This is a genomic window from Acinetobacter sp. WZC-1 (assembly GCF_052544965.1).
The window spans coordinates 80,506-97,480 of record NZ_CP199370.1 but is presented as its reverse complement, the minus strand read 5'-3'; the positions used below and the strand labels follow the sequence as shown (position 1 = coordinate 97,480).

The following is a 16,975-nucleotide window of genomic DNA, read 5'->3' as shown; positions in this document are numbered from 1 at the left end:
TGCTCAACTCCCCTGTTGTTGTAACAGAATTCTGATCAGGCCCCGTGTGGACGCATCCAACCGGGAGAGATCCTGCTCAGTACCATTTAAAATAGGCAACAGCTGACTGGCAATTTCCTTGCCCTTTTCAACGCCCCACTGATCAAATGAATTAATGTTCCAGATCACGGATTGTACAAAGACCTTATGTTCGTACAGGGCAATCAGCATGCCCAGGCTATAGGGACTCAATTCCCGCAAAAGAATGGTGGTGCTGGGCTGGTTGCCTGAATATTGCTTATACACCGGTAAGGCTGACAATTCATCTGAACTCAGCGCCTGATTACCAAAAGCCAGTAAACGTGACTGTGCCAGACAGTTGGACAATGCCAGATGATGCTGCTCAATCAGCGCATCTGCATTTTCTGCATAAGTAAACTGATTGGCATTATAACGCTGTACCGGCGCAATAAAATCACAGTTCACCGAATGTGTCCCCTGATGCAGCAGCTGATAAAACGCATGCTGGGCATTGGGCCCGACCTCTCCCCAGACAATGGGGCAGGTATCCAGTTCCACCAGCTGCTCATCCCGCTGAACGGACTTACCATTGGACTCCATTTCCAGTTGCTGCAGATAGGCGGCAAAAGATTTCAGGCGTCCGTCATAGGGCAATACCGCATGGGTCTGGATATCCAGAAAATTGTTATTCCAAACCCCCAGCAATCCCATCAGCACCGGAATATTCTGCTCGAAAGGTGCCTGCTGAAAATGCTGATCCACAGCATGGCCGCCGGCCAGAAATTGTTTGAATCCCTCTACACCGATGGTCAATGCGATCGGCAAACCGATACAGGACCATAAAGAATAACGACCACCCACCCAATCCCACAGCAACAGCTGATTTTCAGCAGCAATGCCCCATTCCGTCATTTTTTCAGGTTTGGTCGACACGCCAATAAAATGACTGGTGAGCACACAACTTGCCGTACCCATTGATTTTTCCAGCCACTGCCGTACCGTCTGGGCATTGGACAGGGTGTCAATGGTACCGAATGATTTTGAGGAAATAATAAACAGCGTGGTTTCCGGACGCAACTGATGCAGCAACTCCGACAGCTGACTGCCATCAATGGTCGAGACAAAATGAACATTTAAGGGTTTGGCCGTATGCACCTGATAATCAGACAATGCATGACTCACCATCTGTGGTCCCAGGTCAGAGCCGCCCACCCCGATATTCACGACATCCTGAATCACCTCACCTGTTGCACCCCGATACTGCCCCGCATGGATTTTATCCACCAGTCTGAACATACGCTGCAACTGTTCATGGACCTGCTGGCTCAGCCCTGGAAACTGCTGGCTGTCTGCTTCCGGCAAACGCAAAGCCCAATGCATAACTGCACGCTGCTCAGTATAATTGATCCGTTCACCGGAGAATAATCGTTTAATCCAGTCAGCCAGTTGCCTGGACTCGGCAAAATCAAACAAGGAACGCATGACGGTATGCTGTACGCGCTGCTTACTGTAGTCAAAAACCAGCTGATCAAACTGGACGGAATATTTCTGAAACCGCTCAGCATCTTCAGCAAACAAATCATTCAGATGCATTTGCCGGTATTGTTCTGCACAGGCCTGCAACTGCCTGTAACACGCATTGTCCTGTAATAACTCGGCAGGTGCCGTATTTTTACTCATCAGCGTCCCACTCCCTGATAGACAAAGCCCAGCTGTTGCACATATTGCGGGTCAAACACATTCCGACCGTCCAGAATCAATGGATGAAGCATCTTGCGGTGCAGGGCTTTAAAATCAGGACTCAGGTATTGTTTCCAGGCCGTCATCAGACACAAGGCATGTGCATTTTCTGTGGCCTGATACTGATCCGTACATAACAACAGGTCTTTGCGCTGACCATACCTCTGAAGAATTTCATCCAGCGCCTGGGGATCATGCAACTGTACGATGACCCCCTGTGCCCATAATGCCGCCAGCATGATATGAATCGGGGCATTGTCAATACTGGAGGTATTTTCCTTAAATGAAGCGCCCCAGATGGCAATAACTTTGCCTTTCAGGTCACAACGATAATAATTCCATAATTTCCGGAATAAAATTTCTTTCTGTTGTTCATTAATTTCCCAGACCTGTTCCAGCAGCTGACTGCGGGCACCTGTGCCTGCAACCGTACTGGATAGAGTCAGAATATCACGGGAGAAATTTTCACCACCAAAACCGGCACCCGGTGATAAATACGCCGACCCAACCCGGCTATCGGCAGCCAGGCCCTGCTGTACATTGGCAATATCAACCCCCAGTTTTTCTGACACCAGGGCAAGATCATTCATATAACTGATACGGGTCGCCAGCATACCGGAAATACTGAGCTTGGTGAATTCGGCATCCAGAATCGGCATGAACAGATACTGATGTTTAAACTGAAAGAAAGGCCGCAGCAATTCTTTCATCAAATTTGCAGTCTGCGCATGATCCACCCCGACAATTACCCGTTTCAGCTGAGTAAAGCTGTTTAAGGCATTTCCTTCCTGAATGACATCCGGCAAATAAGCCCAGCCATCTAACGCAATTTTTTGTTTTAACTGTTCAGTCCCCTGCAGACCAAACGTGGAGCCATTGATCAGCAGCAATTCAGGACGGCTGTGAGGCAGTCCCCTAATTCTCTCAGCAAGCGTCAGTGCCCGGTCCAGCTCAGTGGCACTGAAGCTGAACAGCCATACTTCACTGTCCTGCGGTAATTGCTCAAAAATGGGCAGGCTTAAAAAACCACCAGCAATCTGTTTATGAATCAATTGATTGACTACATCATCCTGGTAATGAATATCTGAATGACTTAAATCACTGTCTTCATTGCGGCACCAGTAAACCTGATGACCATATTCAGCAAACAACCCTGCAAGAACTGCTGCCTGCAAGGTCGTGCCAAAAACATTAATTTTCATTTCACACCCGACATTACAATTACAGACTCAATTCCCTGATCATACGTTTAAACTCATCCCCGAGTATGGGGTGTTCAATGCCATAATGTAATACGGCTTTTAAATAACCCGATTTGCTGCCACAGTCAAAGGTTTGCCCCTTCATACGATAAGCTTCAACATTTTCTAATTTTTGTAATGCCGCAATTGCATCGGTGAGTTGGATTTCATTTCCTGCACCTTTAGGCGTTTGCTCTAATAATTGCATAATTTTAGCAGGAAGAACATAACGACCAACCACTGACAAATTAGAAGGTGCTTTATCTACAGCGGGTTTCTCTACAATGCCGCGCATAACCACACTTTTGCCCTCATTCGGTACCGTTTCCACATCAACAACACCATATTGATCCACAAGGTGATCAGGTACAGCCTCGACCATAATTTGTGCTGTTTTAGATGAATTAAAACGTTGAATCATCCGGGCGAGGTCATTTTCAGTACTATTTTCTTTTACCAATACATCTGGTAGGAGCACTGCAAAAGGCTCGTTACCAATTATATGTTTAGCACATAAAACAGCATGTCCCAAACCCAATGGTCTAGATTGCCGGACACTAACTATTGATACATTTGCCAGTATAACTTTTTTGACTTCTTCAAGTAAATCTAGTTTATTTTTATTTTCGAGCATAGTTTCTAATTCAAAATTATGGTCAAAATAATTTTCAATTGAATCTTTGGATGAATGTGTTATAAAAATAATTTGCTCTATACCTGCTTGCACTGCCTCATTAACAACATAGTCAATTACAGGACGGTCAACCACAGTCACCATTTCTTTAGGAATTGATTTACTTGCTGGCAAAAACCGTGTTCCCAAACCAGCAACAGGAAAAATAGCTTTCTTAATCATAATAACGTCATTACCATACTATATAAATTAATGGTGAGAAGATTTGGATTGTCGGGATTTTGAACCAGAAAATCGTTTAGCACCTACAGCTTGATCTGGAGAATCTATGCCTTCTTTTCTAAGCATCACTTCCACTGTCTTAAACATGATTCTAAAATCAAAAAGAATTGATTGTTTTTCAACATATTCCACATCTAAGTCAAATTTCTCTTCCCAAGATAAATTATTTCGACCACTCACTTGAGCAAGGCCAGTCATACCAGGTTTAACTTCATGACGACGCATCTGATGAGAAGTATAATATTCTACAAACTCAGGAAGTTGTGGTCGTGGTCCAACGATACTCATATCACCCTTAAGAACATTAACTAACTGGGGCATTTCATCTAAACTCGTTGAACGTAATTTTTGTCCAAAAGATGTAATACGCTGATCATCTGGCAAAGGATTACCACTCGCATCATTTGCATCCTTCATAGAGCGGAACTTAATCATTTTAAATAATTTTCCATTTAGTCCCGGTCTTTCTTGATAAAAGAAAATTGGAGAGCCTAAGTTCTTACGAACTTTATACGCAACTATCAGGAAAATAGGAGATAAAAGAAATAAAGCTAAAAATGCAATAGAAAAATCAATTATCCTTTTTAACATACTTGAATCTCATCGTTATTTGTTCATAAGTCACTACAAGCTTAAGCCGCGAATACACTTGTCGTTAAGAAGTTTACGGTTAGAATCATACAACCACCCCCATTTATTGAAATAGAGTATAGCACTTTGTATATGCGCTTTTAACAGTTTAATACTTTTATAGGACGCTTGCTCATGTGCATGTACCACAGAAAATTGTGGACAATAGAGTGTTCCAAATTGCTGGGCACAACGCCTTGAAATATCTATATCTTCCATATACATAAAGAAACGCTCATCAAAACCTTTTAATGTTTCTAGAGCTTCTGAGCGAAATAACATAAAACAACCCGAAAGATACGGAGCGAATATAGGCTTTTGAATTGTATAGTTTTTCAATAAATACTGTTGATCTAATCCAATAGCCAACTTTTTTGAAAATCTTCGAGCAAATAGATTTAATGGTGTTGGTAAAAGTCTTGCACCAAACTGATTTTCACCATTAGCGTAAACGATCTTTGGAAGAAATAAGCCCTCTTTACGATCCTTTACAAAATTAACTAATTGAGCAAACTCTGATTCTTCAAACATAATATCAGGATTACAGATCAAGAATAAATCACTATTTGAAACATATCTATTAATAGCAAAATTATGACCATACCCAAAGCCAAAATTGCCATCCGATTTCAAATAAACAACTTTTTCATGTTGAAATTTAAAAGCCCAATCGCTTTCATCATTATCAACTAAAATAACCTTACAAACAAAAGGGCTAGACAACAAACAAGCTAATGTTTTTTCAATTTCAAAATAACTATGCCTAAACAAAACAATAGAAACGATTACGCAAGTCATTACATACTGCCTTTATACATTTTTTTCTTTAAACCATCCCGAACAGCTAAAAAATATTTATTAATAATTTTCAACTTATTGGTAGAAGCCATTAAAATAGTAACCATATAAAAATTAGTTTTAAAAAATTGTATTATTTTCCAATTTAAAGGCAAATCTGAATAAAGCATCAAATAAATCGCATTTCTGACAATAAAGTACTTTCTAAAGTCCGAATGAATATTTATATACCTATCAGTCAATGGAATTCTTTTCGATAAATTGCCAATTGTATGATTCATAAAAACCTCGGTCGACATATATGATGTATATCCTAATTGCTTAGCACGCATCCCCCACTCGATATCTACAAAGTCAATAAATAATTTCTCATCCATCATTCCAATTTCTTTAAAAATAATTGTTTTAAATAATGAGCCTGACGAGATAATATAATCAGAGCTGATAGCATCTTTCGTATTATTAGAATATATTTTTTTTAGTCTTAATCCATCATATCTAATAGCATAAGATTTTTTATTTGTTTTTGTGTCAATAAATGTTGGCCCAATTGTAGCAACTTTATGATCCAATATAGATATTTTTTCATATGCAGAAATCATATTAGAAATAAAATTTACATCAATCGAAGAGTCTTGATCAAAAACTATCGAATACTCATACTTTAAATCAATAGCCCTTCCAATACCAAAATTCTGAGCTAAAGCAATACCAAAATTCTCATTCAATAGTATAATTTCTAAGTTGTCTAGGCTTTTAAATCTCTCAAAAACAATAGTGTTTTTTGATCCATTATCAACCAACACAACATCACATTTTTGTAAGAGTAGTTGGTCTATTAAATGGGCAAGATTCTCGATTTCTGGATTATAGCTAACAATAACAGCTAACTTATTATTATACATAATCACTCCATACCAATAGTTAATAATGAACTATAAAAAAATACCATACCAGCCACACTAATAAAGATAAAATAAAAATTAAAATATCTTTTATAAATAGATAATGACAAAGGAATTAAGAAAACCAAAATATCAATATAACCAAAAATTGCAGCAAATCTAAGACCAATAGCACTACTAAAAACAAAAATAGCTTGCAAACACATGGCATAAATATACGTTACCACAATTGCTTTATTATAAAAATCAAACTTAGCATAACCAAATGACAAAATAACCAAAACCAACATCTTCAACATAAAATAGAATTGAAAAACTGAGTATTTTACATTTTGCTCCTCTCCTTGAGATGAAAAATATAATGAAACCCTATCAATAAAAGTGAAATTTGATATTAAAACAGAGAAATATTTAGAGAAAAACACTCCCAACAAAATAGATAAAATAATTAACAAATATATTAGTAAAAAATTTTTTATTCTTATTGATTTCTTAGTAAGAAAAAACAAAGGGATTACGATTAACAATGAAATATGGAAAAGACAGGCTAGAAAATATAAAAATACTGTTTTCCCTTTGATTTTAAAATTGTCCTTATAATAAAAAAGAAGAGCTAAAGTACCAAGACCAATCGCAAAGCTAGCTCTTAATTGTGTCAAATCATGCAAAAAATAAAAACGACCAATTAATAAAAGCAAAAAAATAGGAACAACGTTCTTTGGTACGAACTTAAAGCATATAAAAAATTTTAAAATTAAACTAAAAAAAATTAAAAAAGTAAAAATAATAAAAACATCAGTTGAAAAAACTTCAATGATTTTTACAATATACAAAAATAAAGGGTCACTCCTAGAAATAATGCTGCCCCAAGAAGCTAAATCGACCATTTCAAATATCATGGCATAATTTTTAAAATCCAAACTTAGTGTTTCAATATTATTAGCACCGAAAAAAGTTAAAAAAAGCATTAAAGAAAAAACAAAAAACATTTGAATTTTTTTGAAAAAAACATTGATAAACAAGAAAGCCATATATATAAATATGGATAAAACAAGATAATTAATCATTTATCGATCCTGTGCATTCAACTCAATCTCAGAACTAGTCATTGGTAATATGAAATAGTTTTTTTTAAATCAAAATTATTGCAATCATAAATATTATCTACTACTAAAATATTCTTCTCACTTTTTCTGACACCTAAAAACTCATTAAGCTCATTTAAAAAAACATACTCATAACCATATTCCTCAAAATCCCCTATTTTTTCAGATAATACTATAGGAATAATTCCATAATTTAAATATTCTATAATTTTTGTCGGACAAGCAACTTGATTTACTATAATATCATCTCGTAATACGAATCCATAATGACTAGACTTATAGTATTTCTCCAACTCTTCCGGTTTCACTGATTTTATAGTGACTTGATTAATTCCGATTCTGTGCTCTTTCAATTTGGTATAAAAAGTCTCTGGTTCACCAGTTAAAATTGTATATCGAATTTTTTCTGAAAGATTACATTTTATCGCCTTTAACATTAAATCTACATTTTGCCATACCTGTGCATTACCACTATATATAATTTCAATTTTTTCTTCATTTTCAGTCGTTAATCCTATTTTATAGGATTTTAGATGGCTAGGTAAAATTGCATAAACAATATATTTTACCTTACTTTCAGAATATTTAGATTTAAAATAATTGACCATTCTATTTGTTACAGCAATACAAATATCTATTTTCTGAAATAACATTCGCTCCAATATAGAAAAAACAACTGCATATTTTTTCTTATTTTGCATCTCCAACTCTTCTGGCACAACACCATGTAAATCTAAAACATAAAATTTTTTAAAAAAAACAATAAAAAGAAATAGATTTAGAGCATTATAAATTGATTGGATATAAACTAATGAAGAAGATTTAAATAACTTAAAAATAGTGAAAAAATGAAAAAAAACATTGCATGTTATCTCTGTTCTTAATCCATTTTCAATCACATTTTTTCTTAAATTTTTAAAAAAACTTGCATTTAAATATACTCTTTCATCATCCAAATAAAATTGATCTATATTTTCAACACGCTGAAAGAAGCCATCCCTATATTGTTCAGGTGTTTGAGGATATTTACTTAAAAACAGTATCATTCAATTTCTCTTAGCGTATTATAAGTGATTTAAAACAGTATCAACGATTCGATGACATGCTTTTCCGTCCCCATAAGGGTTATGAGCACGCGACATTTTTTCATATTCGTTTCTATCATGAATTAGCTTTTCAGCACCTGCAACCAAAGCCTTTCTATCGCATCCGACTAACTTAACGGTCCCTGCAGCAACAGCCTCTGGTCTTTCGGTCGTATCACGCATTACAAGAACAGGCTTGCCTAATGAAGGTGCTTCTTCCTGAATACCACCACTATCCGTAATAATAAAATAAGATTGACTCATCAGATAAACAAACTCTTCATACTGAAGTGGATCTATCAAATACACGTTTTCAATATCAGAAAGAATTTCACTTACTGGTTTCTGTACATTTGGATTTAAATGTACAGGATAGACAATATCAACATTTGGATTCTTTTGAGCTATTTCTTTCAGACCTTCACAAATATTAATGAATCCTTGTCCAAAATTCTCACGTCTATGTCCAGTAACTAAAATAACCTTTCTTGTCTCATCTAACTTATATTGACTACTAATTTTAGATTTTATTTTTTCTTTTAATTCCGGCTGACTATCAATTCTTTGTAAAACATACACTAAGGCATCGATAACCGTATTCCCAGTTACATAGATATCACATTGATTTTTACCTTCTTGTAAGAGATTTTCTTCACTTTGTTGAGTAGGTGCAAAATGATAATTTGCTAAGACACCTGTCAGTTGGCGATTTCCTTCTTCAGGCCAAGGTGAGTAAATATCATAAGTTCTCAGACCTGCTTCAATATGACCAATTTTGATTTTAGAATAGAATGCCGCTAAACTTGCAGAGAATGTTGTTGATGTATCCCCATGTACAAATACAATATTAGGCTTAAAATCTGCCAATACATCTCTTATACCAACTAAAACATTAGCAGTAATATCATATAAATCTTGACCAGCCTTCATAATGTTTAAATCGTACTCTGGGGCGATATCAAATATTTCCAAAACTTGATCGAGCATTTGCCTATGTTGTGCTGTTACACAAACACGAGTTTCAAAGTTTTTACAGTCCTTTTTAAACTCTTTAACTAACGGAGCCATTTTAATAGCTTCTGGACGCGTACCAAAGACAATGAGTATTTTTTTCATAATTTAAACCTAAAAATTAGCGCTAACATACAAATAGATAGAAGTATTTCACCCGTAATCATTGAAATAAGTACGCCATTTATAAATAAATGTGGAATTAATACTAAATTTAAAATCACTGTAACCAAACTAGCCACAACGAAGGAAAAAGTATAAAATTTGTCTTTTCTTAATGCCGATAAATATTGTATGCCAATAATATTATTTATCACACTGAAGAACAGCCAAATCATCATAATAGCTAAAATATAACTGTACGATTGAAACGACATCCCATAAATCAAGGTAATAATTTTTTCAGAAAAGGTTGCAATAGATGCTCCAATAAGTAAAGCCGCCCCACCAATTACCATTGCCAATTTTTTAATATATGGTTTAGCACCACCTTCTTGGTTTACCTTTCTACAACTTATTGGATAGAGCGCCTGAGTGATTGGTGTAAATAAACCAACAATCGCTCTAAATAGCTTTTCCGCTGCGGAATAATATCCTACAACCGTATTTGTGGATGCAAAAGATAAAATTACCGTTCCAGAAGAGGTTAATAAATTACTTAAAATCGATGTAAAAAATAAATTAGAGCCCCTTTTTAAATAACTAGAAAGTACATTTATTTCCTGAAATTTAAATTTTATCTTAAAGTTTTTACGAATTAAAATTAATGAATAGACTCCAGCAAAGATCATACCTAATGAAGTCAGAAATGGAACCAACAAATAATCTGAACTATTTTTAACGACTATAAAGATAGTAATTGTAAAAAAAACTTTGGATATAATGTTTATAATTGTAATATATCGCATTTGCTCCACCCCCTGAAAAAACCACACAGGAAATAGAATTTGCCCAAGCACTGTCCCAAATGTTAAATAATAAAGCCAAGGGTCTACACTAAATTTTTGAAAAAAAACTATTAAAAGTGTTAACATGATAAATGAAATCAAAAACAATACAAACTTAATGATCATTACTGAGCTAAAAATCTCATTAAGTTTTTCTTCATTATTTCTATTTAAAGAAATTTCTCGAGTCGCAGTAAAATTAAATCCATAATCTGTTAAAACTATAAAATAGCCTACAATTGCTGTTGCAAAAGCTAATAAGCCAAATTTTTCAGCACCCAACACTCTTACAAGATAAGGTAATGTTAATAATGGTAAAATATAATTAAGACCCTGGAGTGTTGCTAGAGAAAAAAAGTTTGTAACAAATCTTTTTTTCTCTTCAGTATCTATAAGCTTACCAAATAGTGTGATCAAGGTATATAACTCATATTATTTTGATTATATCAAATCACTTATTTGCAACAAGTGATCGATTATAATCAAATACCACTTATTTAAATAACTCAGCGTCTTCAAGTTCTAAAGCAACCTTATCTTTATCACTCACAAGTACTTCTTCAATTTCTGACAAAGGCCATTCAATTGCAATTTTTGGATCATTCCATAATATTGCAACTTCACTCTCTTTATCATAATAATTGGTGGTTTTATATAAAAACTGAGTATTATCTTCAAGAGCCACAAAGCCATGAGCAAAACCTTCAGGAATCCAAAATTGCTTATGGTTTTCAGCCGAAAGTTCAACACCAACCCACTGCCCATATGTTTCTGAGTCTTTTCGAATATCAACAGCGACATCCCATGCACGCCCCTGAACAACACGTACTAATTTACCTTGTGCAAAAGGATCGAGTTGATAGTGCAATCCACGTAATACACCTTTTTGAGATAAAGAATGGTTGTCTTGGACAAATTGAGGAATATCTAAACTACGCTCTTGGAGTACAAGTTCGAAAGCTTTCTGATTAAAGCTTTCCATAAACCAACCACGGTCATCCCCAAACACTTTAGGTTCGAATATTAAAAGACCTTTAACTTTTGTTTCAATTACCTTCATTTTTACATCTCTTTTCAGGCTACTAAGCTTAATTAAAAATTATGCTTTTGATTTCTTTTACTGTTCTTGGTGCAATTTTAATAAATATTGACCGTAACCTGTCTTTTTAAAGAAATTTGCTCTATTTAATAATTGTCCCACATCAATCCAACCATTATTAAAGGCAATTTCCTCTAAACAAGCAACTTTTAAGCCTTGACGATGTTCAACCGTTTGAACAAATTGACTTGCCTCAAGCAATGAGTCATGCGTACCTGTATCCAGCCAAGCGAAGCCTCGGCCAAGCAACTCGACATTAAGTTCTTCCTGTTGCAAATACATATTATTGACATCTGTGATTTCCAGCTCACCACGGTGTGATGGTTTAATTTTTTTGGCAATATCAACAACTTTGTTATCATAGAAATAAAGCCCTGTGACTGCATAATTTGACTTAGGCTGTTCTGGTTTTTCTTCGATACTTAGCGCTTTACCTGTTGAGTCAAAATCCACCACACCAAAACGCTCAGGATCATTGACATAATAACCAAATACAGTTGCACCCATTTCTCTTTCTGAGGCACGTTTTAGTTGCTCACTAAAGTGCTGACCATAAAAGATATTATCTCCTAAAATCAAACAAGCATTATCATCACCAACAAAATCTTCACCCAAAATAAAAGCCTGGGCTAAACCATCTGGTGATGGTTGCACTTTATAAGAAAGTTTAATACCCAATTCTTCACCCGTACCTAAAAGCTTTTCAAAGTTAGGTAAATCTTCAGGTGTGGAAATAATTAGAATTTCATTAATTCCTGCAAGCATTAAAACTGACAAAGGATAATAAATCATTGGCTTATCATAAATTGGAAGCAGTTGTTTTGATGTTCCCATGGTAATTGGATACAGGCGTGTGCCAGAACCACCCGCTAAAATTATACCCTTTCTTTTTTTCAAACTCATTGATGAAGCTCCTTAATAACTTGTGCCACACCAAGCTCCCAATTCGGAAGATGCAACTTAAAACTTTGTTGCAACTTTAATGTGTTTAACCGAGAATTTAATGGCCTTTTTGCTGGAGTTGGGTAAGCAGACGTTGCTATTGGGCTAACCTTATTCAGAACAAAATCCTTCCCATAACCATTTGCCTGAGAAAAAATCAATTGCGCGTAATCATACCATGAGCACTCTCCAGCTGCTGCTAAATGGTAATGCCCATATAGATTGTTATGAGAGATTGTATTCAAATCCCAAAAACGAATCACTTGCGCTGTTACATCCGCAATCAGGGATGCTGCTGTTGGGGCACCAATTTGATCATCAACAACTCCTAACTCTTCTTTAATCTTTGCAAGTTTTAGCATGGTTTTTATAAAATTATTCCCATGTAAACCATAAACCCAACTCGTTCTAAAATTAAAGAACTTACAACCGCTTTGCTCTAACGCAATTTCACCATCACGTTTCGATTTTCCATATAAATTTACAGGGTTACAAACATCTTCTTCAGACCAAGCAGCACTACCAGTTCCATCAAAAACATAGTCTGTAGAGTAATGAATGAACAAAATATTTTTTTGTTCACAAATTTCTGCAAGGTGTTTAACAGCCAAATGATTGATCGAATCCGCCTGTTCAATTTCACTTTCAGCCTTATCTACTGCTGTATAGGCGGTGGCGTTAACCACAACATTAGGTTGAATTTGCTCAGTCGCATCAGATATTGCTTCAAAGTTTGTGATATCTCCACACAAACCATTAACGCCTATAGAACGATCAAGGCTAATTATTGAGCCCAGTGGTTGCAAAGCACGTTGCAACTCCCAACCAACTTGCCCATTCTTACCCAATAAAAGAATTTTCATCGATTTACTCAAAATTAGGCTTGTTTACTTTGGTATTGTTGCTGAATCCAATTTTGGTATTCGCCACTCTGAATATTCGCTACCCATTCTTGATTATTTAAATACCATTCAACAGTCTTCCGAATACCCGTTTCAAAGCTTTCTTCAGGTACCCAACCCAAATCCTGTTTAATTTTGCTGGCATCTATTGCATAACGTAAATCATGCCCAGGACGGTCTTTGACAAAAGCAATCAGTGACTCATACGGTTGTTGATCTATTTGAGGTCTTAATTCATCCAGAATTCTACAAATCGTTTTAACAACATCTATATTTTGCTTTTCATTATGGCCACCGATATTATAGGTTTCTCCCACAGTCCCCTCCGTCACGACTTTATATAAGGCACGTGCATGATCTTCGACATACAGCCAATCTCGAATTTGATCACCTTTGCCGTAAATAGGTAATGGTTTACCCTCTAATGCATTCAATATGACTAAAGGAATTAACTTTTCAGGGAAATGGTAAGGACCATAATTGTTGGAACAGTTTGTTATAATCGTCGGCAAACCATAGGTTCTTTGCCAGGCACGGACCAGATGATCAGAACTGGCTTTACTTGCCGAATAGGGCGAGCTTGGAGCATAGGATGTTGTTTCAGTAAATAAATTTGTTGTCCCCTCCAGATCGCCATAAACCTCATCTGTGGAAATATGGTGAAACCTGAACTTTACCTGTTGCTGAAGCTCCAGACTTTGCCAGTATTTCCGTGCGACTTCCAGTAATGTATAGGTTCCTACAATATTAGTGGCAATAAACGCAGCAGGACCATCAATGGAGCGATCCACATGAGATTCTGCTGCAAGATGCATCACCAGATCAGGCTTAAAATCATCAAAAGCCGCCGTCAATGCTTCAGCATCACAAATATCAATTTTCCGGAACTGATATGCCGGGTTCTGATCAACTTCTTTCAACGACTCCAGATTTCCTGCATACGTCAGCTTATCCAAATTCAAAACGTCATAATCAGTATGTTTTATAATGTGCCGCACAACCGCAGAACCGATAAAACCGGCTCCCCCAGTGATCAATATCTTCATAATTCACCCACGATATAAATATCTGTTCTACAAACGAATATTGCTTTGCTCTTTATCCACCACATATTTCAAATCATATAAAACATGATTCGGTTTGCCTAGCAGCTTAAAATCTGCTGAAGTCATCTGTTTAAACTGATCATGTGAAACAGCAATGACAATGGCATCATATACACCCTTTTCCAGACGCTGAACCGGTGCAAGCCCATATTCCTGCTTTACTTCATCCTCATCCACCCAGGGATCATATATATCCAGTGCCAGATCATATTCCTTTAATGCCTGTACCATATCAACTATTTTTGTGTTACGGATATCAGGACAGTTCTCCTTAAAACTCAAACCCAGCACCAAAACCCTTGCCCCCACCACCTGAATCTGCTGCTTGACCATTTCCTTAATCAGCTGAGTCGCAACGTATTCTCCCATACGGTCATTTAAACGACGGGCAGCAAGAATAATTTCAGGATGCAACCCGATCGATTCCGCTTTATGGGTTAAATAATAAGGATCCACACCAATACAATGCCCCCCCACCAGACCAGGTCTGAAATTTAAAAAATTCCATTTGGTACCTGCAGCCCTGAGCACTTCTTCCGTGTCAATTTCCAGTTTATTAAAAATCAGCGCCAATTCATTGATCAATGCAATATTGACATCCCGCTGAGTATTTTCAATGACTTTGGCGGCTTCTGCAACTTTAAGGCTTGGCGCTTTATAGGTTCCGGCCTCAATGATCAGTCGATACACCTGATCCACGTAATCGGCAACCTCCGGTGTGGAACCCGAGGTAATTTTTAAAATATTGGTCACACGGCGGCTTTTATCACCCGGGTTAATCCGTTCCGGGCTATAGCCCACAAAAAAATCCTGATTGAATTTTAAGCCGGATTCTTTTTCCAGGACCGGAATACAGACCTCCTCCGTGGCCCCGGGGTAAACGGTCGACTCATAAACCACCACATCCCCCGGTTTCAACACTTTTGCAATCGTCGTCGAAGCTTTGATCAGGGGGGTCAGGTCGGGCTGTTTAAAATCATCAATGGGTGTAGGTACCGTTACGATATAAAAATTACTTTGTTCAAGGGCATGCGGATCCGAGGCGTAATTTAAAAAAACGGCCTGTTTCAGCTCCTGTTCCGACACTTCCAGCGTATGATCCACCCCCTGTTTCAGTTCATCTATACGCTGTAAATTAATATCAAAACCCATGGCTGGAACATGCTTGCCAAATTCAGCTGCCAACGGTAAGCCAACATACCCCAGGCCAATAATTGCGATCTTTAGTTGTTCAAGTTGAAACATATTTTAACCCACGTCAGCACGCCTGACTTGCAAACGGTCAATATCAAAGTTAAGGGAATATAGCAGATTTTACAGAGCAATTGCCTGATTGATACAATAGGTAATATACATTAGGCATACTCAATGCTTAAATTATGGAATACAATTCAGAAAGCGAATTGATTTAAAGCGACAATCTACTACAAAATTTAAGGGCCTTGAATGTGAAGTATCAACGCACATCATTTTTTCTCGTAATATCACTCTTTTTTTCTGGCTGTGCTGCAACTTCAGGCCTTCAGACTTATGACTTACCCGATGAAGGACACTACAAAACCGACCAGGGTGCCGAACTTTCAGTGGTGCAACTGACTCAGAACAATATTCCTTCAACTGCATTTGGCACCACCCAGAACATGGATAGCACAATCGCGCTGTTTAAAAACCAACAGGATATTTATCGCCTGAGTGCCGGTGACGTGTTATCAATCCAGTTATGGGCATATCCGGAAATTACCCCGCCCATTCAGGATGCCACCAATATTAGAGCCGTCGGCTACCCACTGGATCCCAATGGCAATGTCCAGCTTCCATTGGTCGGGCAGGTGCATATTGCCGGCAAAACCCTGGCAGAAACCAACCGTTTTTTGCGTCAGCAATTTGCCAGATATCTGAAACATCCTGATGTGGTCGTCCGTGTTCTGTCTTATGAAGGCCGTCGTTATTTTGTAAATGGTCAGGTGATGCGCAGTGGTCAATACACCCTGAATGACCAGCCCATCAGTATTTATACTGCTTTAGGTCAGGCCGGTGGTATTAACTCAGAAACCGGTGACAATACCAATATTCAGCTGATCCGAAACGGGCAGACCTACAATCTGAATGTGATTGCACTGGAAAAACAGGGACTGTCTTTACATAATCTGCTGATCCAGCCGAATGATACGGTGTTTGTTAATACCCGGCAGGATCAGAAACTGTATGTCATGGGGGAGTCCAGTAGAAGTCAGGCCATTGCCTTACGTGACCAGGGGATGACCCTCAGTGACGTATTAGGCGAAAGCGAAGGCATTAATCCAAACTCTGCCAGTGCAGCCCGTATTTATGTGATGCGAACCAACTTACAGAGCCGTACATCCACCATTTATCATCTGAATCTGAGCAGTATTGGCAATCTGGCATTATCCAACCAGTTTCAGATGCAGAAAAATGACATCGTCTATATTGACGCAACCGGTTTAACCCGCTGGCAGCGTATCATGAATCAGATTGTTCCATTCTCAAGCGCACTCTATACCTTTGACCAGTTAGGCAGAAACTAAA

The 16,975-nt window shown here is 37.2% G+C and carries 16 protein-coding genes; 1 reads left to right on the top strand and 15 read right to left on the bottom strand.

Annotation, left to right across the window (positions count from 1 at the left end; genetic code table 11):
- Window positions 1–3 precede the first annotated feature (3 nt).
- The 15 genes from pgi to tviB form a co-directional block, all read right to left on the bottom strand.
- On the bottom strand, window positions 4–1,680 hold the full coding sequence (gene pgi / locus ACT6PV_RS00430) for a glucose-6-phosphate isomerase (protein ID WP_445114573.1): 1,677 nt from the start codon (window positions 1,678–1,680) through the stop codon (window positions 4–6).
- Window positions 1,680–2,942, bottom strand: a complete 1,263-nt coding sequence (locus ACT6PV_RS00425; RefSeq protein WP_445114572.1) for a UDP binding domain-containing protein — start codon at window positions 2,940–2,942, stop codon at window positions 1,680–1,682. Before ACT6PV_RS00425 ends, pgi begins: the two co-directional genes overlap by 1 nt.
- Before the next feature lie 19 nt (window positions 2,943–2,961).
- Window positions 2,962–3,837: a UTP--glucose-1-phosphate uridylyltransferase GalU gene (galU, locus tag ACT6PV_RS00420; RefSeq protein WP_445114571.1), complete on the bottom strand. Its 876-nt coding sequence runs from the start codon at window positions 3,835–3,837 to the stop codon at window positions 2,962–2,964.
- Window positions 3,838–3,864: 27 nt separating this feature from the next.
- Window positions 3,865–4,488 (bottom strand): sugar transferase, encoded by a 624-nt coding sequence (locus tag ACT6PV_RS00415; RefSeq protein WP_445114570.1) that lies wholly within the window; start codon window positions 4,486–4,488, stop codon window positions 3,865–3,867.
- 33 nt (window positions 4,489–4,521) lie between these two features.
- Entirely contained in the window at window positions 4,522–5,325 is an 804-nt protein-coding gene (locus ACT6PV_RS00410; protein ID WP_445114569.1) for a glycosyltransferase, read from the bottom strand.
- Window positions 5,325–6,230 (bottom strand): glycosyltransferase family 2 protein, encoded by a 906-nt coding sequence (locus tag ACT6PV_RS00405; RefSeq protein ID WP_445114568.1) that lies wholly within the window; start codon window positions 6,228–6,230, stop codon window positions 5,325–5,327. Before ACT6PV_RS00405 ends, ACT6PV_RS00410 begins: the two co-directional genes overlap by 1 nt.
- A gap of 2 nt (window positions 6,231–6,232) precedes the next feature.
- The gene (locus ACT6PV_RS00400) at window positions 6,233–7,297 is read right to left on the bottom strand and encodes an EpsG family protein (protein WP_445114567.1); all 1,065 of its coding nucleotides are present in this window, start codon (window positions 7,295–7,297) and stop codon (window positions 6,233–6,235) included.
- Between the two features lie 38 nt (window positions 7,298–7,335).
- Entirely contained in the window at window positions 7,336–8,382 is a 1,047-nt protein-coding gene (locus tag ACT6PV_RS00395) for a glycosyl transferase family 1 (protein WP_445114566.1), read from the bottom strand.
- Window positions 8,383–8,400: 18 nt separating this feature from the next.
- A complete protein-coding gene (wecB, locus tag ACT6PV_RS00390; RefSeq protein ID WP_445114565.1) occupies window positions 8,401–9,537 on the bottom strand; it encodes a non-hydrolyzing UDP-N-acetylglucosamine 2-epimerase in 1,137 nt (378 codons plus the stop codon).
- On the bottom strand, window positions 9,534–10,796 hold the full coding sequence (locus ACT6PV_RS00385) for a flippase (protein WP_445114564.1): 1,263 nt from the start codon (window positions 10,794–10,796) through the stop codon (window positions 9,534–9,536). Before ACT6PV_RS00385 ends, wecB begins: the two co-directional genes overlap by 4 nt.
- A gap of 76 nt (window positions 10,797–10,872) precedes the next feature.
- Window positions 10,873–11,439, bottom strand: coding sequence for a dTDP-4-dehydrorhamnose 3,5-epimerase (gene rfbC, locus ACT6PV_RS00380; protein WP_445114563.1), 567 nt, complete (start codon window positions 11,437–11,439; stop codon window positions 10,873–10,875).
- A 57-nt stretch (window positions 11,440–11,496) separates the two neighbouring features.
- Window positions 11,497–12,381, bottom strand: a complete 885-nt coding sequence (gene rfbA, locus ACT6PV_RS00375; protein WP_445114562.1) for a glucose-1-phosphate thymidylyltransferase RfbA — start codon at window positions 12,379–12,381, stop codon at window positions 11,497–11,499.
- Window positions 12,378–13,283: a dTDP-4-dehydrorhamnose reductase gene (rfbD, locus tag ACT6PV_RS00370; protein WP_445114561.1), complete on the bottom strand. Its 906-nt coding sequence runs from the start codon at window positions 13,281–13,283 to the stop codon at window positions 12,378–12,380. The genes rfbA and rfbD overlap by 4 nt, the downstream gene beginning before the upstream one ends.
- A 14-nt stretch (window positions 13,284–13,297) precedes the next feature.
- Window positions 13,298–14,368, bottom strand: coding sequence for a dTDP-glucose 4,6-dehydratase (gene rfbB, locus ACT6PV_RS00365; RefSeq protein ID WP_445114560.1), 1,071 nt, complete (start codon window positions 14,366–14,368; stop codon window positions 13,298–13,300).
- 27 nt (window positions 14,369–14,395) lie between these two features.
- A complete protein-coding gene (gene tviB, locus ACT6PV_RS00360) occupies window positions 14,396–15,673 on the bottom strand; it encodes a Vi polysaccharide biosynthesis UDP-N-acetylglucosamine C-6 dehydrogenase TviB (protein WP_445114559.1) in 1,278 nt (425 codons plus the stop codon).
- A 203-nt stretch (window positions 15,674–15,876) separates the two neighbouring features.
- On the opposite strand from tviB, the gene ACT6PV_RS00355 reads away from it, so the two are divergent.
- A complete protein-coding gene (locus ACT6PV_RS00355; RefSeq protein WP_445114558.1) occupies window positions 15,877–16,974 on the top strand; it encodes a polysaccharide biosynthesis/export family protein in 1,098 nt (365 codons plus the stop codon).
- Window position 16,975: the final 1 nt, after the last annotated feature.

What these genes read in the sequence shown, in the direction of transcription:
- pgi (WP_445114573.1), bottom strand. Translation starts at nt 1,680, where the DNA reads ATGAGTAAAAATACGGCACCTGCCGAGTTATTACAGGACAATGCGTGT.
- ACT6PV_RS00425 (WP_445114572.1), bottom strand. Translation starts at nt 2,942, where the DNA reads ATGAAAATTAATGTTTTTGGCACGACCTTGCAGGCAGCAGTTCTTGCA.
- galU (WP_445114571.1), bottom strand. Translation starts at nt 3,837, where the DNA reads ATGATTAAGAAAGCTATTTTTCCTGTTGCTGGTTTGGGAACACGGTTT.
- ACT6PV_RS00415 (WP_445114570.1), bottom strand. Translation starts at nt 4,488, where the DNA reads ATGTTAAAAAGGATAATTGATTTTTCTATTGCATTTTTAGCTTTATTT.
- ACT6PV_RS00410 (WP_445114569.1), bottom strand. Translation starts at nt 5,325, where the DNA reads ATGACTTGCGTAATCGTTTCTATTGTTTTGTTTAGGCATAGTTATTTT.
- ACT6PV_RS00405 (WP_445114568.1), bottom strand. Translation starts at nt 6,230, where the DNA reads ATGTATAATAATAAGTTAGCTGTTATTGTTAGCTATAATCCAGAAATC.
- ACT6PV_RS00400 (WP_445114567.1), bottom strand. Translation starts at nt 7,297, where the DNA reads ATGATTAATTATCTTGTTTTATCCATATTTATATATATGGCTTTCTTG.
- ACT6PV_RS00395 (WP_445114566.1), bottom strand. Translation starts at nt 8,382, where the DNA reads ATGATACTGTTTTTAAGTAAATATCCTCAAACACCTGAACAATATAGG.
- wecB (WP_445114565.1), bottom strand. Translation starts at nt 9,537, where the DNA reads ATGAAAAAAATACTCATTGTCTTTGGTACGCGTCCAGAAGCTATTAAA.
- rfbC (WP_445114563.1), bottom strand. Translation starts at nt 11,439, where the DNA reads ATGAAGGTAATTGAAACAAAAGTTAAAGGTCTTTTAATATTCGAACCT.
- rfbA (WP_445114562.1), bottom strand. Translation starts at nt 12,381, where the DNA reads ATGAGTTTGAAAAAAAGAAAGGGTATAATTTTAGCGGGTGGTTCTGGC.
- rfbD (WP_445114561.1), bottom strand. Translation starts at nt 13,283, where the DNA reads ATGAAAATTCTTTTATTGGGTAAGAATGGGCAAGTTGGTTGGGAGTTG.
- rfbB (WP_445114560.1), bottom strand. Translation starts at nt 14,368, where the DNA reads ATGAAGATATTGATCACTGGGGGAGCCGGTTTTATCGGTTCTGCGGTT.
- tviB (WP_445114559.1), bottom strand. Translation starts at nt 15,673, where the DNA reads ATGTTTCAACTTGAACAACTAAAGATCGCAATTATTGGCCTGGGGTAT.